We start from the raw sequence: 25,009 nt of genomic DNA on the forward strand, positions 1-25,009 counted from the left end.
AAATGATAGATTTTGTTTTATTCCTGCGCTTCCCTATCATGTTTGACTCGATATAGAAAAATACACTATGATAATCAAGCTGTTACAAATGCTTGCTGTATCAATGTTTGCAGTCGATTCTCTCATTTACTGTGTTACAATAAAATAACGAGGTCGATCAAAGGCGTATATGGCTGTTTTACGCATGGATGATAAGAAGTAGGCCTGACCTTGTGTCAGGTCTTTTCTATTAAAGAGGTTGTCAAAAAGTCGTCTTTAGAACAACCCAATTTTAAAAGGAGGGAAAGGGACATGATGCCACAATCGGTTTACATTCACATTCCCTTTTGTACGAATAAATGTTACTACTGTGACTTCAACTCATTTGTGACGAACAATCCACAGCTCATTTGGGATTACTTAGACGCATTGAAAAGCGAAATGGAGATCACCTTTAGCCAGCAGCTGATCGAGCAGGTGAAAACGATTTTTGTCGGCGGAGGGACGCCAACGTTTCTGGATCATGCTCAAATGCGCGCGTTCTTGGAAATGGTACAAAAGCAATTGGGCAAGTACTGGACGGATGATATCGAGTTCTCGATGGAAGCGAATCCGGGAACAACAGACGTGGAAAAACTGCGGATCATGCGTGAGCTGGGTGTCAATCGGCTGAGCTTTGGTGTACAGTCCTTTGACGACGCGCTCTTAAAACGACTGGGACGAATCCACGATCAGGAAGCCGTGTACCGCAGTATCGATAATGCGAAAAAAGTAGGCTTTGACAACTTCAGCATCGACCTGATGTTTGGATTGCCGGATCAGACACTCGACATTTTCCGTCAGACATTGGACAAGGCATTTGGGCTAGGTACCACTCATTTCTCCGCGTACAGTCTCAAGGTGGAGGAGAACACGCTGTTCCACACGCTTTACCAAAAGGATCAGCTGCCACTGCCGTCTGAAGAGACGGAGCTTGAGATGTACATGGTATTAATAGAAGAGATGGAGCGGCATGGGTACAAGCAGTATGAAATCAGCAATTTTGCAAAACCAGGCTTCGAGAGCAAACATAATAAAACCTATTGGCTCAATCGTGAATACTATGGGTTGGGTGCAGGTGCCCACGGTTATGTGTGCGGTCACCGCCACGTGAATGCTGGCCCGCTTGCGATTTACTTGCAGAAATGCAAGGAAGGGCTGCCGCGTGTAGAACAATTCGAGGTACCGCGCGAGGATGCCATGGAGGAACAAATGATTTTGGGACTGCGTTTGAGAGAAGGAGTTGACCTTTCGGCGTTTGCGTCCCGTTTTGGTGCAACTGTTCATGATGTTTTTGGGACAATAATAGAAGAAGAGGTAGCCAAAGGGATGCTGGAAGAAAAGGGCGGCTTTTTGAAGCTAACGAAACAGGGGCTTCCGCTAGGAAATGAGGTATTTGCACGCTTTCTTCGTTAAGGAAAAAGTAAAACTCGCGAAAAATGAGATTTTTTGTCTATAGAACTAGCTCAAGTTCGTTGACAAATCCTTCTACTATTGATACCTTAGTATATAGATTTAGCACTCGATAAGCATGAGTGCTAACAATCCAACAGGAGGCGAGCGACATCCATGTTATCAGACCGTCAACAAATGATTTTAAATGCGATTGTCGATAATTACATTCATTCTGCCGAACCTGTTGGCTCCCGAACCATTTCCAAACGGGACGACATCGGATTCTCATCGGCAACGATACGCAACGAGATGTCTGACTTGGAGGAGCTGGGATACTTAGAACAGCCCCACACATCGGCGGGACGTGTTCCTTCTACAAAAGGATACCGCTTCTACGTCGATAACCTGATTCAGCCTCATCTTTTGGAGGAAACGGAGTTGGGTAAACTAAAACAGTTGTTTGCCGAACGTATTCTCCACGCAGAACAAGTGGTAGAGTACACTGCCCAAATTCTCTCTCAGCTGACAAACTACACGGCGATTGTCTTGGGACCAGAGATTTTTGAGCATCGGTTAAAACATATTCAAATCGTTCCTCTGAATGCTGAACAGGCTGTCGCGATTGTGGTGACACATACCGGGCGAGTGGAGAACAAGCTGATCGATCTTCCAGAAGGCATAGGAGCTGGGGAAATCGAGAAACTCGTCAATCTGTTGAATGCAAAGCTGACCGACGTGCCACTATGGCAGCTTCGGCAACGTCTTTATCAAGAGATTTCCGGTGAAATGCAACGTCACACGGAGCAGTATGAAGAAATTCTTCAGCTCCTCAACAACTCGCTGACACAAGAAGAAGAACGAGTATACTTACGCGGTGCGACCAAGATCATGAACCAGCCGGAATTCCGAGATGTAGATAAAGTCAAGGATATTCTCGAGCTATTAGAGCAGCACGATCAATTAATGAATGTGATCGGCATGCAGGGTGATGGTCTCACGGTGCGCATCGGACAGGAAAACCAGCTAGACGCGATTAAGCAATGCAGTATTATTACCACTTCTTATTCGCTTGGAGGCAAGCCAGTTGGAATGGTGGGGATACTTGGGCCGACGCGAATGGAATACGGCAAGGTCATTACTGTACTCAATCATTTGGCGGAAGGCCTATCGCGCATGCTGACTTCGCAGTTTGAGAAATAAATGGAGTGAATGGCAACACAGTCTTTTGACTGGAAAAGCCGCCAGGAGGTAGTGACGTTGAGCGAGGAAAAAGTAACGCAAGACCCGACTCTCGAGGAAGAACAAGTAGCAGAGGATGCAGACCAAGCAGAAGCAACTGAGATGAACTGGGAGCAAGAGGCTGCTCACTGGAAGGCTCAGGCTGAGGATCACCAAAACCGCATGCTGCGTGCCATGGCTGACATGGATAACCTTCGCCGCCGTGTTCGCAAAGAGCAGGAAGATCTGGCTAAGTACGCTTCACTGAAAATCGTGGAAGAGCTTCTGCCAGTCCTCGATAACTTCGAGCGAGCACTCGCCGCTGACAAGGAATCCATGACAGTAGAATCCCTTTTGGAGGGTGTCAACATGGTATACCGTCAGATGGTCCAAGTTTTCGATAAAGAAGGCTTGGCTGCAATCGAGGCACAAGGAAAACCATTTGACCCACACATCCACCAGGCGGTTATGCAAACACAAAACCCTGAGTTTGAATCAGGCGTTGTGGTAGCCGAGCTGCAAAAAGGATATATGTTCAAAGACCGCGTCGTTCGTCCGGCGATGGTTCAAGTGAACGAGTAATCTCAAAAAACGAAAATTCACTAGACGTATAGTGTTAGGAGGACATTTTGTATGAGTCGCGTAATCGGAATTGACTTGGGAACAACCAACTCTTGTGTAGCAGTAATGGAAGGCGGCGAGCCAGTTGTTATTGCCAATGCGGAAGGTAACCGCACCACACCATCCGTAGTAGCATTCAAAAACGGCGAGCGCATCGTTGGGGAAGCGGCAAAACGCCAAGCGATCACCAATCCAGACAATACCGTAATCTCCATCAAGCGCCACATGGGTAGCGCCCATAAAGAAACGCTGGAAGGCAACCAGTACACACCTGAGCAAATCTCTGCTATGATCCTGCAAAAGCTGAAAGCAGACGCTGAAGCCTACCTTGGTCAATCTGTGACGCAGGCAGTGATTACGGTTCCAGCTTACTTCAATGACAGCCAACGCCAAGCAACAAAAGATGCTGGTAAAATTGCTGGCTTGGAAGTACTGCGTATCGTGAACGAACCAACCGCAGCTGCACTTGCATACGGTATGGAGAAAACAGAAGATCAAACCGTTCTCGTATTTGACTTGGGCGGCGGTACCTTTGACGTATCCATTCTCGAATTGTCCGATGGCTTCTTCGAAGTAAAAGCAACGTCCGGTGACAACAAACTGGGCGGAGACGACTTCGACGATGTTGTGATGAACTACCTGGTGAGCGAATTCAAAAAAGAGCATGGCATCGACCTGTCCAAGGATCGCATGGCTCAACAACGTTTGAAAGACGCTGCTGAAAAAGCGAAGAAAGACCTCTCCGGCGTATTGACTACGACCATTTCCCTGCCGTTCATTACAGCAGATGCAACAGGTCCAAAGCACTTGGAGATGAACCTGACTCGTGCGAAGTTCGAAGAGCTGTCTGCTGAGCTGGTTGAGCGTACAATGGGCCCAACTCGTCAAGCGCTGAAAGACGCTGGTCTGACTCCAAGCGAACTGGATCGCGTTATCCTGGTTGGTGGTTCTACTCGTATCCCAGCGGTACAAGAAGCAATCAAGAAATTTACAGGAAAAGAACCACATAAAGGTGTGAACCCAGACGAAGTAGTAGCACTGGGCGCGGCTGTTCAAGCGGGCGTACTGACTGGTGACGTGAAGGACGTTGTTCTTCTCGACGTAACTCCACTGTCCCTCGGTATCGAAACATTGGGTGGCGTATTCACCAAGCTGATCGATCGCAACACGACGATCCCAACAAGCAAATCCCAAGTGTTCTCTACAGCTGCGGACAACCAAACATCTGTAGAAATTCACGTTCTCCAAGGGGAGCGTCAAATGGCAGGCGACAACAAATCGCTCGGACGCTTCAACTTGTCCGATATCCCGCCAGCGCCACGCGGCATCCCGCAAATCGAAGTATCCTTCGATATTGACGCGAACGGTATCGTAAACGTACGTGCAAAAGACCTGGGTACAGGTAAAGAGCAACGTATCACGATCACTTCTAACTCTGGTCTGTCCGACGATGATATCGATCGCATGGTAAAAGATGCTGAGTTGAATGCAGAAGCGGACAAACAACGCAAAGAGCAAGTAGAAGTTCGCAACGAAGCAGACCAACTCGTATTCACGACTGAGAAAACACTCAAAGAAGTAGAAGGCAAGATCGATCAAGCTGAAATCGATCGTGCTAACGCTGCGAAAGATAAAGTGAAAGCTGCTCTGGAAGGCAGCAACTTCGAAGAGATCAAGACAGCGAAAGATGAACTGTCCGAGATCATCCAACAAATTTCGGTGAAGCTCTATGAGCAGGCTGCTCAAGCGCAAGCAGCACAAGGCGGCGGCGCTGAAGGTCAAGAGCCGAAGAAAGACAATGTCGTTGATGCTGACTACGAAGTGGTAGACGATAAAAAGTAACACGCTGGAACTGTGAGGGGAGAGATTTCTTCCCTCACTTCCCACGATGTGACCCATGAAAGTCAAAGTCACGGAATGCTGACTTTGACTTTTTTTCAAGTCTGTCACATGCTATGATAACAGTTGACTGTCATGGGAGTGATGTAGGAGATGAAACGTGATTTATACGAGGTTCTGGGCGTAGCCAAGGATGCGGACGCGGATGAAATCAAAAAAGCGTATCGCAAGCTGGCACGTCAGTACCATCCGGATGTAAATAAAGAGGCTGACGCGGAAGAAAAGTTCAAAGAAGTTAAGGATGCGTACGACATCCTGTCCGAGCCACAAAAGCGTGCGCAGTATGACCGTTTTGGTCACCAAGACCCGAATCAGGGCTTCGGTGGCGGAGGGTTTGACGGATCAGGCATGGGCGGCTTCGGAGATATCTTTGACATGTTCTTCGGTGGCAACGGCAGACGTGCGAATCCAAATGCGCCTCGTAAAGGATCAGATCTGCAGTTTGGCCTCAGCATTGACTTTATCGACGCGATTTTTGGAAAAGAAACCGACGTGGAAATTCCAAAAGAAGCAGAATGCGATACATGCCTTGGTTCTGGCGCGAAGCCTGGTTCCGGTGTCGATACATGTAAGACTTGTAGTGGTACAGGACAGCAAGAAGTGGTGGCGAACACGCCGTTCGGCCGAATCGTCAACCGCCGTGTTTGCTCGACTTGCGAAGGCAAAGGGAAAGTTGTCAAAGAAAAATGTTCAACTTGCCGTGGAAGTGGACGTGTCAAGGTACGCCGCAAAATTCATCTCAACATCCCAGCAGGTGTGGACGATGGAGCACAATTGCGCGTAACAGGCGAGGGAGAACCGGGTGCAAATGGTGGACCTCCTGGGGATTTGTACGTCGTATTGCGCGTGAAGAGCCATGAGTTTTTCGAGCGTGAAGGAAATGATATTTACTGTGAGGTTCCGCTAACTTACGCACAGGCAGCACTTGGAGATGAGATCGAAGTGCCGACTGTCGACGGTCGCGTGAAGTTGAAGATCCCGGCAGGTACTCAAACAGAAACATTCTTCCGCTTGCGTGGAAAAGGTGTTCCGCATTTGCGTGGAAACGGCCGCGGTGATCAGCATGTGAAAGTGCGCGTTATTACGCCGACCAAGCTGAGCGATAAACAAAAGGAATTGTTGCGTGAGCTCGCCGAACTGTCTGGAGAAAAGCCAGGACAGCACGGAGGAGAAGACGAAGGCTTTTTCGAAAAAATGAAACGGGCATTCCGCGGCGAGTAATCCGTCGCGGTTTTGTCCGCTTTTTGCCTAAAGTTTCATGTACCGAAGTCGATTAAATGAAAAGCCCGATTGGGAGCTTATGTGGGGAGTGGTAGATTCGTGAAATGGTCAGAAATCAGTATCCATACTACAGCGGAGGCTACGGAGGCGGTGTCAAGCCTCTTGTATGAATTGGGTGCCAATGGTGTCGTAATTGAAGACCCGGAGGTGCTCTATCGTGAGTGGGATACCCCCTTTGGCGAAATCTACCAGCTTTCTCCTGATGATTTTCCGGCCGAGGGCGTATTCGTTAAAGCATACCTGCCGGTTGACAGCAGCGAGCTGCTAGATGTTGTAGAAGAATTGAAAGAGCAGCTGGCGCAGTTGATCGAGTACGGTTTGGATATCGGCAAGGCATCGATTGCTGTAAACGATGTCCATGAAGATGAATGGGCCCACGCCTGGAAAAAATACTACAAACCGGTTCATGTATCCGATCGCATGACCATCAAGCCAGTATGGGAAGAGTACGTGCCGAAGCATCCAGATGAGATCATTATCGAAATGGACCCAGGTATGGCATTTGGAACAGGTACACATCCGACGACCATTCTTTGTCTGCGTGCACTCGAGAAGTATATGGCAAAAGGCGATCAGGTGTATGATGTTGGGACAGGCACAGCCATTTTGAGTATTGCTGCCATCAAGCTCGGAGCAAAAGATGTGCTGGCGATGGACTTAGATGAAGTAGCCGTTCGCTCTGCACAGGCCAATACCGAACTGAATGGTGTGCATGAGCATATCAACGTGAGACAAAACAACTTGCTCGACGGCATCGAGGAGCAGGTGGAAGTGGTCGTGGCTAACATTTTGGCTGAGGTCATCGTGCGTTTCACCGACGATGTATTCCGCGTGTTGAAGCCAGGTGGGACCTTTATCTCGTCAGGTATTATTGCTGCACGTGAAGCGGATGTGAAAGCGGCGTTGGTGGCTTCAGGTCTTGAGATCGTGGAAACCATTTTCATCGATGACTGGGTAGCAATTGTAGCAAAAAAACGATAGAATAGTGGGGTTGACGAGATGCAACGATATTTTGTCGAGCCACATTCCTTTACTGAGAATGAGCTAACGATTGTCGGAGACGACGTACACCATATCGTAAATGTAATGCGTGCTCGGGAAGGCGAAGAAATCATCGTTTCTGATGGAGCGGGCAGGTCAGCACGGGCCAAGCTTGTCTATCTTTCTGCCAAGGAAGTACGGGCAGAAGTAATGGAAATGCTTCAAGAAGAGCGAGAACTGCCGATCCGGGTCACAATTGGTCAGGGGCTTCCAAAAGGCGAGAAGCTGGAGTGGATTTTGCAAAAGGGGACGGAACTTGGGGCGTACTCCTTTTTCCCGTTTTCTTCTGAGCGAACCATTGTAAAGCTGGACGCCAAAAAAGAAGCGAAAAAACTGGAGCGTTGGCGCAAAATCGTTAAAGAGGCTGCTGAACAGTCTCATCGTGCTGTTTTGCCAGAGCTTTTATCTCCTGTTTCGTTTCGTGAGATACTTGAAGCTGGCCAGTCGTATACGCATTGCGCAATTGCTTATGAAAAAGAGGGCAGTACCACGATTCATCAAGTGTTAGAAGAGATGACTGCGAGTGATTCACTTCTCGTCCTCGTTGGACCGGAGGGAGGCTTCTCTCCTGAGGAAGTGGCCCAAGCAGAGAGCAAAGGGTTCCTGACGGTTTCCCTCGGCCCGCGTATTTTGCGCACGGAAACAGCAAGCCAGTACGTTTTGGCCTGCGCTTCCTATCAGTTTGAACGAAAGGCTTCATCACTTCGCAAAGGATGAGCAGGAACGAAACGGTTATGACCGATTTCGTTGACCGCAAGCGGTCACATCCACTTTTATGAAAAACGGAGAGACGTTTTTCACACAAAAGGAGGAATGGCAATGTCTACCGTTGCTTTTCATACATTGGGCTGCAAAGTAAACAGCTATGAGACAGAGGCCATCTGGCAGTTGTTTAAGGCTGACGGCTATGAGAGAGTCGACTTTGAACAAGAAGATGCAGATGTTTACGTGATTAATACTTGTACGGTTACGAATACGGGAGATAAGAAGAGCCGCCAAGTAATTCGTCGTGCGATTCGCCGGAATCCTGAGGCGATCGTAGCCGTAACGGGCTGCTACGCGCAAACCTCTCCAAGTGAGATTGCGCAAATTCCCGGTGTAGATATCGTAGTTGGTACACAAGGACGCGAGAAGCTGATCGAGTACGTGGATCAAATTCGCGCAGAACGCACGCCGATCAATGCCGTAGGCAACATTATGAAAGCTCGCGACTTCGAAGAGCTGGATGTTCCTAACTTCACGGATCGCACACGTGCTTCCCTCAAGATTCAAGAGGGCTGCAACAACTTTTGTACGTTTTGTATTATTCCTTGGGCACGCGGTCTGATGCGTTCCCGCAAACCGGAGAGCGTCGTCGAACAGGCCCAAAAGCTGGTGGAAGCGGGCTACCTGGAAATTGTTTTGACTGGGATTCATACAGGTGGATACGGCGAAGATTTGGAAGACTACAATTTGGCCAAGCTGTTAATTGACCTTCATCAGGTGGAAGGCCTCAAGCGCATCCGCATCAGTTCGATCGAGGCAAGCCAAATCACCGATGAAGTGATCGAGGTCATCAACAACTCCGATCGTGTCGTACGCCATCTGCATGTACCGTTGCAAGCGGGCGATGACGAAGTGTTGAAGCGCATGCGCCGCAAGTATACGACTGCTGAGTTTTACGAAAGAATGGTCAAAGTACGCGAAGCATTGCCAGGAGCAGCGATTACGACAGACGTCATCGTAGGCTTCCCTGGTGAGACCGAAGAGCAATTCTGGAACGGATACGAGTTTATGAAGAAAATCGGTTTCGCCGAGATGCACGTATTTCCGTACTCCATGCGTACAGGTACACCAGCAGCGCGTATGACGGATCAAATTCCTGAAGAGGAAAAGAACGAGCGCGTTGCGAAGCTTCTGGAGCTCAATCAGGAACTGACCTTGGCATACTCCAAGAAATTCGTAGGGGATGTACTGGAAGTCATTCCAGAGCGTCCGTTTAAAGAAGCACCTGATAGCGGTCTTCTGATGGGCTATTCGGACAACTACCTGAACGTCGTCTTCCCTGGCGATGAGAGCATGATCGGCAAGATTTGCAAGGTCAGACTGGATGAACCAGGCTCGGAATACTGCAAAGGGACTTTTGTTCGCGTAGTGGAAACAGAGGCGCTGCCTTACCTGAAGGAGCGAGCTATATGACGGAGATATCGGCTGGGGGCGTTGTATACCAGAAGCAAGACGCAGAGTACATGCTCCTATTGATTGAAGACCGCTATGGCAAGGTAACACTCGCAAAAGGGAAGCAGGAGATGGGCGAGACCATCGAAGAAACGGCTCTGCGCGAAGTTTTGGAAGAAACAGGCGTAGCCGGACGATTGGGATCCAAGCTTGACATGATCACTTATGTGTATACACATCCAGTGACGGGCGAATCCATCGACAAAGAAGTCCATTATTATTTGGTGGAAGCTTACAACACGGAGATCACCGTGCAGCTAGAGGAAATCAATGATGTCCATTGGCATTCTGCAAAGGAAGCATGGGATTTGCAACTGCAACGGGGATACCGTAACAATGACAGCATTTTTCGCCTTGCATTCGAACAATTAGGGATAGAGGTGTAGTTCTATGAACATGAACAAATATATCGACCACACGCTGTTGAAGCCTGATGCTACACAAGAGATGATTGACAAGCTGTGCCAAGAAGCAAGAGAGCATGACTTCATGTCTGTATGTGTAAACCCTTATTGGGTAAAACGCTCTGCTGAACTCTTGGCAGGTTCTGATGTAAAAGTGTGCACGGTTATCGGTTTCCCTCTGGGAGCGAGCACAATCGAATCCAAAGCAGCCGAAACCCGCGATGCGATTGCAAACGGAGCGACTGAGGTAGATATGGTACTGAACGTGGGTGCCCTGAAATCCGGCGACCTGGAAACTGTCAAAAAAGACATCGCTGCTGTAAAGCAAGCGGCTGGCGATATTCTCTTGAAAGTGATTCTGGAAACCTGCCTCTTGACCGAAGAAGAAAAAGTAGTTGCGTGCAAGCTCTCCGTAGAGGCTGGTGCTGATTACGTAAAAACCTCCACAGGATTTTCAACAGGTGGAGCAACGGTTGAAGATATCGCCCTGATGCGTAAAACCGTAGGACCAAATGTAGGCGTAAAAGCGTCTGGTGGCGTTCGTGACGGTGAAACAGCGGTTGCGATGATCGAAGCAGGCGCGAGCCGTATCGGTACGAGCTCCGGTGTTTCCATTGTAACAGGAGCAAAAACAACAGGCAGCGGATACTAATACCAAAGAAAAGCCTGGCCGAGGTAAGGCCGGGCTTTTTCCGTCCTGCATGCTGAAGTTCCTATAGAGAGAGGATAGGGAGCGGGGAGGAGATTAGCAAAATGAAATTTGTTAAAGGAATCGTCATCCTGTTGGCTTTTTATGGGGTAGGCGTAGCTGCGAGCAAATGGCTGCATATTCCCCTGCCCGGGAACCTTGTGGGAATGCTGCTATTAACACTGGGACTGTGTATGGGATGGATACGAATGGATTGGGTGGAACAAGCGGGTACATTTTTAATTAGACACATGTTGCTCTTTTTCGTACCGATCATTGTCGGAGTTGCTTCCTATTTAAACGTATTCACACAAAACCCATTGCCAATCATACTATCGATGGTGCTTGGTCCATTGCTGGTCATGCTTGTGACTGGCGTGGTTGTGCAATGGTATATGAAGCATCATAAACAAAAATCAGAATCGTCCTTGCCGCAAGAAGGGAGGACTTTGGATGCTTAGTCCATTTTTTGCCATTTTAGTATCGATAGCAGGGTACAAAGGTGCAACTATGATCAACGCTCGATTCCATCGATTGCAGCCTCTTTTGGTGGCTGTGATCTTGGTCTGGACCATGTGGTGGGCATTTAGCGGTGATTGGGAGGCGTTTGCTGCCGGAGGATCGTGGATTTCCTTTTGGCTCGGTCCTGCAACGGTGGCACTCGCTATTCCGCTGGCTAAACAGATCAAGGAATTTGCTCATATTTGGCGCGGTGTTTTGCTTGGTGTATGTGCAGGCTGTGCAGTTGCGATCCTCGTCGTTATGGCGGTTCATTGGTGTCTAGGCTCAAATGAGCTCGTATACAAAAGCATGCTCAGCAAATCCGTGACCACCCCCATTGCGTTGGAGCTGAGTCGTTCCATAGGTGGGGAGCCTGCACTTGCAGCCTTTTTTACCGCGCTAACAGGGATGGTCGGTGTCATGATTGCCCGTCCTGTTCTCAAATGGGGAAAAATCACGGATGATTGGGCAATCGGGATCGCTATTGGTACGAGTGCACACGCCATTGGTACGGCTAGCTTGAACCGCGTTTCCCCTGTTCAAACGGCAGCGTCCAGTGTCGCAATGATCGTGGCTGGCGTCATTACTTCCATCTACTTGATACCATTTTCTTTCTAAAGGTGAGGTCAGTCGGACGACGCTTATCAGGGATAAGCCATTGAATAAACCGGGCTATTTGCGGCACGAATGGCAGCGCAACTAGAGAGCAGACGAGATTGAAGATCGTCTGTGAATGGGCGATTTGCATAGAAGGACTATCCGTTAAAAAGGCACTGACGAGGGCAAGCTGGGAAAGAAACGGTAAAAAAACAATCGCGCCTGCAACGTTGAAGAGCGTATGGCACCATGCGACCTGCTTGGATGCCGTATTTGTGCCAATCGCAGCGATGACAGCAGTAAAGCAGGTTCCGACATTCGCGCCCAATACGATGGCGAGTGCCGTTTCCATCGAAAGAATTTGATGACTGAGAAGGCCCATCGTGATCACGGTTGTAGCGGAACCGCTATGAATGAGCGCGGTGAAAATGACCCCGGTAATCAAACCGATCCAGATGGAATGGCTGCTCTCCAGAAAAAGCGAACGAAACGTCTCAGACTGCTCCAAAGGCTTCGCCATGACTTTCAATGTATCGATGCCGAGGAAGATCAGTCCGAAGCCGGCGACGACAAGACCAATGCAACGAATGTTTCGGCGCGGCATCAGCCAAAGGGCGACTCCGATGAGAAGCATGGGGATGGCAAAAGACTCGAGCTTGAGCGCAACCAGCTCCGTTGTCACGGTCGTGCCCAGATTGGTACCTAAAATGATGCCAACGGTTTGTGTGAACTGGATGATACCTGCGTTCGTCAGCCCAATCGTCAGGACGGTTACCGCACTGGAGCTTTGCAAGACAAAAGTAGCGAAGAGACCAATCCAGAAGCTATGGAGTGGGGTGCGAGTAAAGCGCCCCATCCATTCTTCCATTTTTTTGCCGGCGAGGTTTTGAAAGCCGGAGCGCATGGCATACATACCGAAAAGAAAAAACGTGAGCCCAAAGGTAAAAGGGGCGAGGATGGAGACTATCACAAGATACGTTCCTCCCTGTCCATTTTTAGCAAGTTACTATAACGCTATGCCTGTACTAGGGCAAGCATGACAAAGAGGAGGAATGGCTGCATGGCACGTGTGCTATTGAATCAACATCGGAAAAAGCGGCTAGAAGTAGGACATCCGTGGATTTTTAAATCAGAGGTATTAGAAATTCAAGGGGATGCAGAACCAGGTGAAATCGTCGAGGTCACCAATCACAAAGGACATTTCTTGGCAAAGGGCTACATCAACCCTGCTTCACAAATGATTGTACGCATTTTGAGCTACGACCAAAAGGAAGAGATCGACTACGACTTTTTCTTGCGGAAAATCAAGGAAGCGGCAGAATTCCGGACGAGATTTGTGGACAACCCACGGGCTTGCCGTGTGATTTACGGGGAAGCTGACTTTTTGCCTGGACTCATCGTCGATCGCTACGAGGATACATTGGTTGTCCAAGTCCTCTCATTGGGGATGGAGAAGCGCATCGATTGGATTCGGGATGCACTGGTAGAGGTATTTGCTCCGACTGGTATTTATTTGCGCAATGATGTACCTGTCCGTGAACTGGAAGGGCTCACACAGGGCAAAGAGGTCCTGTACGGAGAGTGTCCGCGTGAGGTATTAATCGAAGAAAACGGATTGAAATACTATGTGGATATCGTAGAGGGGCAAAAGACGGGCTTTTTCTATGATCAGCGGGAAAATCGCGCCTCCATCGCGCCATTGATGAAAGGCTGGGGCGAAAAGCACGGCATTTCCCTGACGAGTATGGAAGTAGACGGCGAGACAAAGCAGGTGCCTGTAGACAAGCGGGGGAAAGCGGTCAAAAATCCGTTTTGGGATGGCGCTGAGGTATTGGAATGCTTTACACATACGGGTTCCTTTACCCTGAACGCATGCAAGCACGGTGCGAAAAAAGTGACAGCCCTCGATATTTCCGAGCACGCTATCGAAACAGCGAAGCGAAACATTACACTCAATGGCTTCTTACATCGTGTTGATTTTGTGGTGGCGAATGCGTTTGATTACTTGCGTGAAAATGTAGAGGCAGGCAAGAGCTGGGATGTAGTCATTCTTGACCCGCCAGCGTTCGCGAAATCGCGTGGAGCAGTGAAAGGCGCTTGCCGCGGTTACAAAGACATTAACTTAAACGGAATGAAGCTCGTTCGTCAGGGCGGCTTTCTCGTTACCGCATCTTGCTCGTACCATATGTCGCCTGAGCTGTTCCTGCAAACGATTCAAGAGGCAGCGGTCGATGCGAAAAAGATATTGCGCCTGATTGAATGGCGAGGAGCGGGCAAGGATCACCCGCAAATCAGTGGGGCTGATGAGGCTCATTACTTGAAATTTGCCATCTTTGAAGTAAGAGATCGTCGATAGAGAAAAAGAAAAACAGCGTCCGCATTAAAACGGCGCTGTTTTTCTTTTCGGCTTTTAGTCTGATTTAAGAAATTGGTTTTTCAAAAATCAATTCGAAGTATTTGGCGATACCATCGCCCCCGATGCTTGGAGCAAAGATTTGCACCAAACGCCAGCCTTCCTTGGCGTGCTCGTGGACAACGGTCTGATAATCTTCTTTTGGTTGGCGTCGAAAAGAGGACAGCTCAACTCGGACGAATTTGTATTCAAACATGTTCTTTCCCCCCGCTTGTATCGTCTCTCTTTTTATACGCGCGACGAGCGGAAAGAGTTGCACAAAGAATGCGAATCATTTCGAATGAAGAAATAAGTGCTCATGACAATTGCTTGTCATTTTTTACACGCCTGACGAGATCGAGTGCCTCCTTGAACCCCAGTTCCTTGCCTAAAAAGACTTGTCCTTCGGCGGGGGTAGAAGCGCGGGCCTGGCTTAAGTTCTGAAGCTCGTGCGTCAAGAGATGCTCGACCAGATAAAGCTGTACCTGACCAATTTCCCGTTCGCTTTTCCGATCACGCTCCTTGAATTTAGCCCGCTGTTGACTTTCCTCCACATACTTGTCAATATCATCCTCCAAAAAATGTGAGGCATTGCAGATGATATGGCGGTAGTCATCCGTCTTAGAGGGAATGGTACGGATGGTGTGACCGAGATGGGCGAGGAGAAATTTGTTCAAGACGATTGGGTCACGGGTGTAGTTGTTATGCAGCAGGGAATATTCCCCCAAAAAAGAACCGCTGTCCTTATCATAGCTATGCAATAAAGTGTAAGAAGAGCAGTACGTGCAGTACAGTAAATAATCTCTCATGGAAATCCCTCCAAAAAATAGCTCCATGACAGGAATTTTATTTATATCGTATGAGAAAAAACGTGAGCAGGTGATACTTGCTTCTCTTGTTTTTGGCGTTTGGTTTGTGTATGCTAAATGACGGGCTCGGCCCGGTAAATAGAGCAGATGTTGGGCTTTTGCATAGCATAGGAGAGAGTAGAAACTGGGTAGACTCTCCGGGTATCGTACGGAGGGGAAAGGAGCATGACACAGATGGGAAATCAAAAGATTCGACTGGGCATTATTTATGGAGGAAAATCCTCAGAGCATGAAGTTTCATTGCGTACGGCCATGTCCATTATGCAGGCTGTAGATGCAAATAAATATGAGGTAACCCCTGTGTACGTTCAATTGGATGGCTCTTGGGTGACTGGAGAAACACTGGCAGGTCAACTGCCGGATAAGATCGAAGCGTTGCGCTTATCGGCAAAAACACCAGTTAGTAACGAGGCAACAGAGACAGGGCAAGAGCTGGCAGTAACAAGCAAGTCAGGCTCGCTGTTTGCCATGAATGAGCAAATGGATGTTGTTTTCCCTGTGGTTCACGGACCATTTGGCGAGGATGGGACGATTCAAGGACTGCTGGAATTGGCGAATATCCCGTACGTGGGAACCGGAGTAATGGCTTCCGCTGTAGGAATGGATAAATGGATGATGAAGACCGTCTTTGCACAGGCTGGACTACCGCAAGTGAAATATGTAGGCTTGCTGCGCTCTCAATGGGAAAAAGGCCAGGACGATGTCATGGATCGGATCGAGCGTGAACTCGGCTATCCGTGTTTCGTCAAACCAGCGAATATGGGCTCCAGCGTAGGGATTAATAAAGCGAAAAATCGTGAGGAACTTAAGCACGCATTAGATGTAGCTGCCAAATTCGACCGCAGATTGATCGTGGAAGAGTTCGTTCAGGTTCGTGAGTTGGAGATTGGCGTTTTGGGGAATGAAGAACTGATGACATCTGTCGTTGGGGAAGTCATTGCCGCTAAAGAATTTTACGATTATGAAGCCAAGTACAAGGGGGCGGGAACAGAGCTCTCCATTCCTGCCATCGTTCCCGAGCATGTATCCGAACAAATCGCGGAAATAGCCAAGCAGGCATTCCAAGCACTCGATGGCTCTGGCCTTTCCCGTGTAGACTTTTTCTGGGATGAAAAAAACGACAAACTCTATATCAACGAAGTGAATACGATGCCAGGCTTTACGCCGTTTAGCATGTATCCAATGCTCTTCCAAGCTGCGGGTGTGGGCTACAGCGAGCTGATCGATCGTCTGGTACAACTCGCTATCGAGCGACATGCGGATAAAGGTCGCAACGTCGTAGATGCGGAAGAGTTGGAGTAATCATGAGAAAAAAGATGCTGATGAATCGGCATCTTTTTTTTTGTGTGGATGGAGGAACGAAATTCGGCCAGCGTATCTCTTTTAACTGTATCCGAAGAATATTATCACTTGAAATGAGAATGATAATCGTTTACATTATACATGGGACGTTTTACCAGTTATGTAAGTCGCAATGCTTGAATAAAAAATTGGATCAAGCAAGAGGAGAGGTAACATGTTCGTAGTCAAGCATATCGCAGAGCATGCAACGATGCAGAGCTTTCTCAATTGTTATCTCCGAGAAACAGGTAGGGGCGAGTGGGTCAATCGAAAAGACGAAATTACAAAGCAGCTAACGAAAATCATACAGCCGAGTTCAACGGGTACGTACCTTCATTGTGAACTCCCGCATCAGGGGATCTCCCTCTATGTCAGTGTCAAATATCATTCCGTGATAGGCAGGCATTTGTTTCATTATCCAGCTTGCTACCGAAGTGGTGACTGCACTCGTTTCGTTCAGGCGGACTACTTGACATTAGCGGTTCTTTTGATCAAAGAACTAACGCTTCAGCATGGGGAAAATGCAGTTCCGGATGAATTAGTCTTGCGGATGATTCAAAGCTGCCAAAGCATTGAGAAATTTGTTCGGACGCGCCAAAGTAATGCCGAGATGTTATATGGCGTGGAACAAAGCTTCATCGAAGCAGAGCAGGCGCTTTTGTTCGGTCACTTGTTCCATCCAACGCCGAAGAGTCAGCAAGGAATTCCTGAGGCCAAGCAAGCGTTGTATGCACCGGAGTGTTGCGGGAAGTTTCAACTCCACTTGTTTGCAGCCCATCCATCGATTGTTCATGAAAAATCTGGGCAAAAAGAATCCGCTACGCAATTACTGAAGGATGAGTTTCCTTCGATAGCTGATGTTGATCCATCATTTTCAATCGTCCCGATTCATCCGCTCCAAGCAGAATGGTTGCTCGAAAAGGTAGCTGTACAAACCTTGATCCGGAAAGGGTTGCTTCTATACCTGGGGCCAGCGGGTGAGGAGTATATGGCGACATCTTCTCTTCGAACGGTTTATCATCCTGAGAAGAAATACATGCTCAAGCTGTCAGTCCCAATCAAAGTTACGAATTCATTACGGGTCAACAAGTTAAGTGAGATGGAGATTGGTTTAGAGGCGAAGCAACTTTTTGAAACAGGGATCGGTGAAGTGAGTCGCAAGTATCCGGGCTTTGGCTTTATCTCTGATCCGGCTTACATCACGATCATGTTGGAGCATGAGGGAGAAACGGGATTTGAAGTAATCCTGCGTGATAATCCCTTTATGGGGAGGAATGCAGAACAAGTCACGCAAATCGCGGCACTCGTGCAAGATCCACTTCCTGGTTACAAGAGTCGGTTGGCAACGATCATCCACTATCTGGCACAAAAGGAAGGGAAGGCGCCGGATGTAGTTAGTCTGGAATGGTTTAAGCGGTATGTAGACATTTCATTGAAACCAATGGTATGGCTCTATCTAAAATACGGAATTGGCTTGGAAGCTCATCAACAGAATAGTGTTGTCACGCTCAAAGACGGATACCCCGATCAGTTCTTTTATCGTGATAATCAAGGCTACTATTTCTCAGAATCGATGCAAGAAGTATTAGAGACAGAATTGCCTGGGGTTGGCAAGGCGAGTAGGAACATTTACAAAGACCATCTTGTCGATGAGCGAATCACCTATTATATGATTTTTAACCATATGTTTGGACTTATTAATGGATTTGGAACGGAAGGTTTAATTGACGAACAAATCTTATTGGCAGAGATGCATGAGGTTTTGACGGAGTTTTTACCTATAAATCGAGAGGCGTCGAAGTTTCTAGAGAATCTACTTACGCGTGAACAGCTTCCGTGTAAGGCGAATTTGCTCACGCGCTTCTATGATTTGGATGAATTAACCCAACCGGAAGAGAGATCATCTGTTTTTGTTTACATAGATAATCCTTTAGCAAAGGTAAAGCAGACCGAAAAGGCAGGGCAGCATGCTTTTGGATAGCTTGAAGAGACTTGGAGGATAAGGTATGGAGTTAACAATACAAGATTTCTCGATTGAAGAGGCACTTCACTCGACACAGTACGTGCAGGTGAGAAGAAGGGTGTTTCGACAATGCATCGAGTCATTGCTCTATGAGGGAATTGTGATTCCTGAGACCATCCAAGAGGATGACGAGACGATTTATACCCTACATGGGCTTGATGAGGGAGATCTGCCTGTTCGCTATCGGTGCCGGGGGCGGAAAAGTCCTAGTTTTGGGCTGGTACGTTTAGGGAAGGATCCCGTTACTCGAGTTGCTTTCGATCAAAGCGGAGTCGCACAGCAAGAATCTGAAGCGATATCCCTCACTCGTTTTTTAGTGGAAGTCTTCCGAATGAATAAGGTAGATGAACAAAGACTGAAGCTATTTGCGAATGATCTGGAGCAAACGTTGTTAAAGGATACATTGGCTCAATACTATCGGGTGCAAAATGATATTCGGATGCAGGGCAAATCATACGATGAGCTGGAAGGGGATTTGATGGACGGTCACCCTTACCATCCTAGCTATAAATCACGTGTTGGATTTACCTACGTAGATCATTTTGCCTATGGTCCTGAATTTAAGCAGGAAGTTCATTTTCTATGGCTAGCGATACATAAGCGATATTCTCAAGTATCCATTGATCAAGGGAAAAATTTCGATGACCTTCTTTTGGATGAATTAGGTCGAGACCATAAAGAAGCCTTTCAACAAATCATCGTCAATCATGGATGTGATCCGGATCAGTATGCCTTCGTGCCTGTCCATCCTTGGCAGTGGCGTAATCATATCGTGCCTGGATTCCTGGACGATATCCATCGCAAAGAGATCATTGTGCTAGGAGTAGGCTCTGATGGTCATCGTCCACAACAATCCATTCGCACCTTTGCTAACAAAAGTAATCCGCATAAACCGTATCTGAAACTCTCGATCAACGTGGTGAATACCTCAGCGGCACGTCATCTCACCCCGCACTCACTGGCAAGTGCACCCATTGTTTCGAGGTGGCTCAAGGAGATTACGGACGAAGATGTGTATTTACGAGACGTGCAAAAGGTGATCATGCTCCAGGAGTTTGCGGCAGTGGCATACGATCCTCCCCCTGCTTCTGAACTGGTGGAAATGGTTACATTCGGAGTAATTGGGTGCATGTGGAGAGAAAGTCTCATCCCTCATCTCGAAACGGGAGAAGATGCGGTTCCTTATAACGCATTAGCGGCAGTAGAGGTGGATGAGGTGCCGTTCATTGATCGCTGGATTCGTGAGCAAGGGCTAGAGAATTGGCTTGTGCGATTATTGGAAAGCAGTGTTTTGCCAGTCGTTCATATTCTGGTGAAACACGGAATTGCCATGGAAACCCACGCACAGAATATGATCCTGGTGCATCGGGATGGTGTTCCTACTCGGGTAGCATTGAAGGATTTTCACGAAGATTTGATTTTTTGCCAACCGTTCTTGAGTGAGCCGGACAAATGCCCGAACTTCGCGGAAGTGCATGAATATTACGCAACGAAGCCCGACGATGTGATGTTTCACATGAATGAAACTTCAACAGTCAGAGATTTGACGTTAGAGACCTTATTTCTGATCAATCTGGGGCAACTCGCACGGCTATTGGAAGAACATTACGGATATGCCGAAGAGCGCTTCTGGGAGATGGCCGCTCAGGTTTTGGAGGGGCACCAACAACGATTCCCGGAATTGGCGGAACGATTTACGCAATTTGATCTGTTTGTTCCAAGTGTGCAAGTAGAGAAATTGACCAAGAAAAAGCTATATACAACGAACGAGAACTATCATTTACATGAAGTTCCCAATCCTTTGTTCGAGGCAAGGAAAAGGCTTCATTCCATGGCTGTAGGAGGTTACTAGCATGTTCATTGTAAATCAAAACGAGATTTCAGTGCTTGAATTGGAGAGACATAAGCAAGGATTCGAAAGCATGGATCATTTTCGACAGCCAGAAGGAAAGAGGTACGCCGTCTGCATAGCTGACCCACTTGACGTGATTAGTCTTGTTCAATATTTACGTGAGCATGATGCCTCCGTGTTGTTAATTCATGGGGAAACCCCAATGGAAACAGCTTATCAGATGGCCGTGAAGGCAAGATGTTATGGGCTTGTTTATCAGGAGACGAAGCACTTCTTGTCCATCACGGATAAACAACAGAGCGAAAAACCATCGCTCTACCAATATAGCTCAGGCACAACGGGAGACGCGAAGCTCATCGGGAGAAGTTGGGAGGATATCCAAACAGAAATTCATGCTTACAACCAGTTGTTTCAGGGAGAGGAAGCGTTAACCCCGATCGTGCTGGCATCGGTGACACATTCGTATGGATTGATATGTGGAGTTTTGGCAGCTTTGGAGCGGGGGAGTAAGCCTTCGATTGTGACGCACAAAAATCCGAAGTTTGCTTTGCAGGTGATTCAAGATACTCCCCAGCATATTGTGTATGGTCTGCCAGTCTTTTATCACATCTTATCTAGCTTTACGCGAGAGCAGGTACGCTTTCACCGGTTAATGACATCAGGAGCTCCCATGCCAGAAGGCCTGTTTCTCAAGCTGCAAGGCATGAGCGACATCTTGATGCAACAATATGGATGCTCCGAGGGGGGATGCGTCAGTATGAGTAAGCAGATGCGGACCCATACAGATCTGGGAGTTCCCCTTTCCCATGTAACAATGACAGCAGGCGAAAATGAAGAACAACCCGGTGAAATTAAGATTTGGAATGGACAGAACGAAATAGCGACGCAGGATTTAGGTTTCTGGACAGGAGAAGGACATATTCAATTTGTATCAAGGATGGATGATGTGATAAACGTTTCTGGCTTAAAGGTATTTCCTTTAGAGGTCGAGGACGTCATTTTGAAAATGAGTGGGATAAAAGAAGTTGTCGTGTATCGTGGACATCATCCGGTCATGGGAGAGATTGTGAAGGCGCAGGTTATTGCAGAGGGAGGAGCTACGTCTGAACAAATCAGGAAATGGTGCCAGGATCGTTTGCCAGGCTATAAAGTCCCATTCGAAATCCAATGCGTGAAGAGCATTCCTAAAACAGCTACAGGAAAAATCAGCCGTCGATTAGTAGAAACGGAGACGATCAGTAAATGACACGATCAGAAAGAATCGAGCAAATCCATACGATCATGACCGAAAAATTAAAATTATCGCATATTCACACGCTAGAAGAGTCTATGAGATTGAATGAGGATCTACATATAGATTCGATTATGCTATTGCAACTGATTGTGTATATCGAAGAAGATTTGCAATTGGTAGTTCCTGCTCATGAGTTAGATCCACGAATCTTCCAAACGGTTGGATCGCTCCTTACTTTTGTTGAACAGCTGGAACCGCAGCATGTATCGAAATAGCGTCTATACAAACAGCGAGTGGGGGATACAGAATGGTTAAGGTTCATTGCATCATTTCTTGCCTATGCGAAGTGATTAAGCGCCGCACAAAGATTGATTATCGTCCCTATTATTTTGGCATATGGGATGCCGAGTACTCCATTACAGATCAAGGTGTGGTCACCTATTACATTGATAACCATGAGGAGATTATCAAGGGATATGAGCGACTTTTCCGAGCGAAAGTAACAGAATGGTATGATCATTCCCAAGATAAAGCCTCCAATCTGGACATGTTCTTAGAGCTAATCGATAAGCGTACCGAGGATCAGTTTGTCCTTGTTCAGATAGACATGTCGCTGGTTCCAGAACGAGATAATAAATTTGCGTTGAAGCCATTCCCGCATTTTTTGATGATTTCAAAGACGGAGAATGAGGATGAGTGGTTTATGTTTGACCCGGATTTTCGTTGGGAGGGCAATGTGAAGAAGGAGACGGTGATCAAAGCCTTCTTGGAAAATCCGTTTGGTGGCGGCTTTATGGTGGATGCGAGTGAAATTAAGGAACCAACCTATGAAATGATCCACGACTATTTCTACGACGCACTCAAGCGTGATCATAACCCGTTCACCCTTGAACTGAAGCAATTGATTACAGACATGGCAGAAGGACGCAATGGATACAACTTGGACATGTTGCTTGCGGCAGTGACTCAAGTGAAAGTGATTGCAATCCGCAAATACAGCTACGAGTACGCATTTCTCTATCTGCAAGATTACCTGCAATACCATCGTGATGAGTTTTTGCGCATTGCCTACAAAGTGGAGGACATCTACCAAGGGTTTACGACAGCTCAGTACTTGTCTGTCAAAATGGCGATGACCAAGAATATGGCGTTGTTGCCTCCGATTATCGAGGCGCTTGAAGAGATTGATCTGATCGAGCTTGAAGTGAAAAAAGAGTTGGAACGTCAGTTTGTTCTGTGGACCCAAATGGATAAAAGTCTCGTCACTGTCGACGAAAAAGGGTGGAGGTAAAGATCATATGAAACTCTCATTGTGCACAATTACTTTTCGCCACCAGTTGATTTCGTTTGCACAGCTTGTTCAATTTGCTCATCGTCATCATTTTGATGGAATCGAGTTATGGGGAACTCACGCCCAGCATCTGTACGATCATGATCGAGTAGAGATGGAGGAGCAGGTAAGGCTGGTCAGGGATCAAGGCATGAGTATCTCCATGCTTAGCGATTATCTGGATATTGCTACTTCATCTGGATTTCAGCGTACATTGGAAAAAGCAAAAAGACTCATTTCACTGGCGAATCTGTTACATGTGAAGCAAATCAGGACGTTTGCTGGACAGAAGGCAAGTCAAGAAGTAGGGCCAGAAGAGCGTGCACGCTATGTGTATCATCTGCAAATCTTATGTAAGATGTGTCAAGAGCACGGGATTCAGCTTTTGGTCGAAACACATCCGAACACGCTTACAGATTCGCTGAGTTCTACACTTGCCTTGTTGCAGGAAGTCAATCATCCTGCACTAAAAGTGAATCTTGATTTTCTTCATATCTGGGAATCCGGTGCTGATCCGATCGATGCGTACGAGCAATTGAGACCGTGGGTAGCTCATTATCATTTGAAAAATATTTCTTCATCGGATCATTTACCAGTATTCGCTCCGCATAATGTATATGCCCCTAACGGCGATCGTGAGGGAATGGTATTGCTCGGTGAAGGTGTTGTAGATTATGGGCCTATTTTAGAAAAGATTGCGGATACGGATTATTTTGCATCGATTGAATGGTTTGGTCAGAGTCCGCAGCGTGTATTAGCGGAAGAGGTAGAGTGGTTGCGGAAGGCAATGATGGTTCGTGCGTAAGTGAAAAAGGTCGGGGGCGCAGGGGTGCTTCCGATCTTTTTTCGTGTAAAAGGAAACCAAGTGCTTCCAGTGAGCGTCTACGTATTGATTACTTATTCGGGAGGACCCTTGATGAAAAAACACCTATTGCTCTCATGCTTGCTGATTTCCTTGCTGGGCATCCTTGTTCCTGGACAAATCAATGCTTCTGCTCCTGCGAAGGCAGACCCTCGCAAGCCAGAGCCAGTCGTCATCTATCAAGTACCGGTAGATGGAAAAGTGACAAAAACCGTGACGAACATGACCTTGATTCACCGGGCGAGCATGTCGCCATCGGGCAGGTTTGTATACGGGGAGCGAATCGGATATGGGAAGACAGACCGAACCATACCGTACCTGTACGATATGCAAACCAAAAAGATGACGCAGCTATCCGGCTATGGCAAATGGTCGCCGAAGCAAGACGCACTCTACGTTCGTGAAAACGGCGGTATCGTAAAGCTCAGTCTTCCAGATGGGAAAAAAACGGTACTCGTCCCGGCAGCAGCTCAGTATCCCGTCCTTGATTTTTCCGTTTCACCGGATGAACAGTACATGGTGTTCACCCGTATGGACATGCTCTCTTCCAATTCCAAAGTAAGCGGTCATCTGATCTTGCAGCACCTGCCTACACTCAAAATGAAAAAGAATGACCAGTATGAATGGCCGAGTGGAACAGAAGAAGAAAGGTATTACTGGGTGCCGAATTCGAAAAAGCTGTTTTACAAAACGCAAACCGCATACAAGGAGTTAGACTTACCGACTGGCCTGAAATACGATCATAACATGACGACATTCCCTTCTTACTCCAACGATATGAAGTACCGGTATATGCGAACCAATACAGAGGAATACATGCTGGATTTGCAGACAGGGAAAAAGGTCAATTTGAAGGATTCCGTGTTCACTGAGAGCTACTTGGACAAGATTGTTTGGTCGCCAGCAGGGCATCAGATGGCAGTAGAACAGCACGCTCGTACTTCCAATTCTCAAGACTCGTATATGTACATGCAATCATGCAAAGAAGTCACGAAATGCAGCTATCCATTCGGTTCTCCTGACAAGGGAATGCCTGGCTATTACGACTTAAGTGACAATCAGCGCATCATCGGCTGGGCAAAGGACGGCAAGTCGTATTATGTAGCTGATCTCGCATCGATCCACTATAGCGATTTTTCGCCTGAAAAGTTGGGGCCTTCCAACAATGTCATTGAACTGCGATCATAAAAAAGAAGCCGTCTCCCGTATGATACGAGAGGCGGCTT

Annotated in this window: 24 protein-coding genes; 21 read left to right on the forward strand and 3 right to left on the reverse strand. The window is 47.5% G+C overall.

The annotated features are described in order from the left end of the window. Window positions 1-291 precede the first annotated feature (291 nt). From hemW to BBR47_RS10480, 12 genes are all read left to right on the forward strand, one after another. The gene (gene hemW / locus BBR47_RS10425; RefSeq protein ID WP_041749360.1) at window positions 292-1,434 is read left to right on the forward strand and encodes a radical SAM family heme chaperone HemW; all 1,143 of its coding nucleotides are present in this window, start codon (window positions 292-294) and stop codon (window positions 1,432-1,434) included. Window positions 1,435-1,587: 153 nt separating this feature from the next. Next, on the forward strand, window positions 1,588-2,613 hold the full coding sequence (gene hrcA, locus BBR47_RS10430; RefSeq protein ID WP_012685738.1) for a heat-inducible transcriptional repressor HrcA: 1,026 nt from the start codon (window positions 1,588-1,590) through the stop codon (window positions 2,611-2,613). A 9-nt stretch (window positions 2,614-2,622) separates the two neighbouring features. After that, window positions 2,623-3,213: a nucleotide exchange factor GrpE gene (grpE, locus tag BBR47_RS10435; protein ID WP_012685739.1), complete on the forward strand. Its 591-nt coding sequence runs from the start codon at window positions 2,623-2,625 to the stop codon at window positions 3,211-3,213. Window positions 3,214-3,264: 51 nt separating this feature from the next. Continuing rightward, complete coding sequence (dnaK, locus tag BBR47_RS10440) at window positions 3,265-5,094, forward strand: molecular chaperone DnaK (RefSeq protein ID WP_012685740.1); 1,830 nt, start codon at window positions 3,265-3,267, stop codon at window positions 5,092-5,094. Between the two features lie 150 nt (window positions 5,095-5,244). Next, a complete protein-coding gene (dnaJ, locus tag BBR47_RS10445) occupies window positions 5,245-6,372 on the forward strand; it encodes a molecular chaperone DnaJ (RefSeq protein ID WP_012685741.1) in 1,128 nt (375 codons plus the stop codon). A gap of 99 nt (window positions 6,373-6,471) precedes the next feature. Next, the gene (gene prmA / locus BBR47_RS10450; protein ID WP_012685742.1) at window positions 6,472-7,413 is read left to right on the forward strand and encodes a 50S ribosomal protein L11 methyltransferase; all 942 of its coding nucleotides are present in this window, start codon (window positions 6,472-6,474) and stop codon (window positions 7,411-7,413) included. A gap of 18 nt (window positions 7,414-7,431) precedes the next feature. Beyond that, entirely contained in the window at window positions 7,432-8,190 is a 759-nt protein-coding gene (locus tag BBR47_RS10455; RefSeq protein ID WP_012685743.1) for a 16S rRNA (uracil(1498)-N(3))-methyltransferase, read from the forward strand. Window positions 8,191-8,292: 102 nt separating this feature from the next. Next, window positions 8,293-9,651 (forward strand): tRNA (N(6)-L-threonylcarbamoyladenosine(37)-C(2))-methylthiotransferase MtaB, encoded by a 1,359-nt coding sequence (mtaB, locus tag BBR47_RS10460; protein WP_012685744.1) that lies wholly within the window; start codon window positions 8,293-8,295, stop codon window positions 9,649-9,651. Beyond that, complete coding sequence (locus tag BBR47_RS10465; RefSeq protein WP_012685745.1) at window positions 9,648-10,076, forward strand: NUDIX hydrolase; 429 nt, start codon at window positions 9,648-9,650, stop codon at window positions 10,074-10,076. Before mtaB ends, BBR47_RS10465 begins: the two co-directional genes overlap by 4 nt. A 4-nt stretch (window positions 10,077-10,080) precedes the next feature. After that, complete coding sequence (deoC, locus tag BBR47_RS10470) at window positions 10,081-10,746, forward strand: deoxyribose-phosphate aldolase (protein WP_012685746.1); 666 nt, start codon at window positions 10,081-10,083, stop codon at window positions 10,744-10,746. A gap of 101 nt (window positions 10,747-10,847) precedes the next feature. Further along, entirely contained in the window at window positions 10,848-11,243 is a 396-nt protein-coding gene (locus tag BBR47_RS10475) for a CidA/LrgA family protein (protein WP_012685747.1), read from the forward strand. After that, complete coding sequence (locus tag BBR47_RS10480; RefSeq protein ID WP_012685748.1) at window positions 11,236-11,901, forward strand: LrgB family protein; 666 nt, start codon at window positions 11,236-11,238, stop codon at window positions 11,899-11,901. Before BBR47_RS10475 ends, BBR47_RS10480 begins: the two co-directional genes overlap by 8 nt. On the opposite strand, the gene BBR47_RS10485 is transcribed toward BBR47_RS10480, so the two are convergent. Next, window positions 11,867-12,850 (reverse strand): Na/Pi cotransporter family protein, encoded by a 984-nt coding sequence (locus tag BBR47_RS10485; RefSeq protein WP_012685749.1) that lies wholly within the window; start codon window positions 12,848-12,850, stop codon window positions 11,867-11,869. The genes BBR47_RS10480 and BBR47_RS10485 overlap by 35 nt on opposite strands. Before the next feature lie 90 nt (window positions 12,851-12,940). Between BBR47_RS10485 and BBR47_RS10490 the strand changes: the two genes are divergently transcribed. After that, on the forward strand, window positions 12,941-14,236 hold the full coding sequence (locus BBR47_RS10490) for a class I SAM-dependent rRNA methyltransferase (RefSeq protein WP_012685750.1): 1,296 nt from the start codon (window positions 12,941-12,943) through the stop codon (window positions 14,234-14,236). A gap of 64 nt (window positions 14,237-14,300) precedes the next feature. On the opposite strand, the gene BBR47_RS10495 is transcribed toward BBR47_RS10490, so the two are convergent. Both BBR47_RS10495 and BBR47_RS10500 read right to left on the reverse strand, forming a co-directional pair. Beyond that, window positions 14,301-14,489 (reverse strand): DUF4177 domain-containing protein, encoded by a 189-nt coding sequence (locus tag BBR47_RS10495; RefSeq protein ID WP_041749362.1) that lies wholly within the window; start codon window positions 14,487-14,489, stop codon window positions 14,301-14,303. Between the two features lie 100 nt (window positions 14,490-14,589). Next, a complete protein-coding gene (locus BBR47_RS10500) occupies window positions 14,590-15,081 on the reverse strand; it encodes a hypothetical protein (RefSeq protein WP_012685752.1) in 492 nt (163 codons plus the stop codon). A gap of 234 nt (window positions 15,082-15,315) precedes the next feature. Between BBR47_RS10500 and BBR47_RS10505 the strand changes: the two genes are divergently transcribed. The 8 genes from BBR47_RS10505 to BBR47_RS10540 all read left to right on the forward strand — a co-directional run bounded on the left by BBR47_RS10505 (window position 15,316) and on the right by BBR47_RS10540 (window position 24,971). Then, entirely contained in the window at window positions 15,316-16,443 is a 1,128-nt protein-coding gene (locus BBR47_RS10505) for a D-alanine--D-alanine ligase (protein ID WP_012685754.1), read from the forward strand. A gap of 214 nt (window positions 16,444-16,657) precedes the next feature. Further along, complete coding sequence (locus BBR47_RS10510) at window positions 16,658-18,463, forward strand: IucA/IucC family protein (RefSeq protein WP_012685755.1); 1,806 nt, start codon at window positions 16,658-16,660, stop codon at window positions 18,461-18,463. Between the two features lie 25 nt (window positions 18,464-18,488). Continuing rightward, complete coding sequence (locus BBR47_RS10515; protein WP_012685756.1) at window positions 18,489-20,357, forward strand: IucA/IucC family protein; 1,869 nt, start codon at window positions 18,489-18,491, stop codon at window positions 20,355-20,357. Window position 20,358: 1 nt separating this feature from the next. Beyond that, entirely contained in the window at window positions 20,359-21,603 is a 1,245-nt protein-coding gene (locus tag BBR47_RS10520) for an AMP-binding protein (protein ID WP_012685757.1), read from the forward strand. Further along, complete coding sequence (gene asbD / locus BBR47_RS10525) at window positions 21,600-21,866, forward strand: petrobactin biosynthesis protein AsbD (protein WP_012685758.1); 267 nt, start codon at window positions 21,600-21,602, stop codon at window positions 21,864-21,866. The genes BBR47_RS10520 and asbD overlap by 4 nt, the downstream gene beginning before the upstream one ends. Before the next feature lie 32 nt (window positions 21,867-21,898). Then, window positions 21,899-22,882 (forward strand): DUF6005 family protein, encoded by a 984-nt coding sequence (locus BBR47_RS10530; protein WP_012685759.1) that lies wholly within the window; start codon window positions 21,899-21,901, stop codon window positions 22,880-22,882. A 7-nt stretch (window positions 22,883-22,889) separates the two neighbouring features. Continuing rightward, window positions 22,890-23,726 (forward strand): sugar phosphate isomerase/epimerase family protein, encoded by an 837-nt coding sequence (locus BBR47_RS10535; RefSeq protein ID WP_012685760.1) that lies wholly within the window; start codon window positions 22,890-22,892, stop codon window positions 23,724-23,726. A gap of 111 nt (window positions 23,727-23,837) precedes the next feature. Further along, complete coding sequence (locus BBR47_RS10540; protein WP_012685761.1) at window positions 23,838-24,971, forward strand: hypothetical protein; 1,134 nt, start codon at window positions 23,838-23,840, stop codon at window positions 24,969-24,971. Window positions 24,972-25,009: the final 38 nt, after the last annotated feature.

The organism is Brevibacillus brevis NBRC 100599 (genome assembly GCF_000010165.1).
GTDB lineage: Bacteria > Bacillota > Bacilli > Brevibacillales > Brevibacillaceae > Brevibacillus > Brevibacillus brevis_D.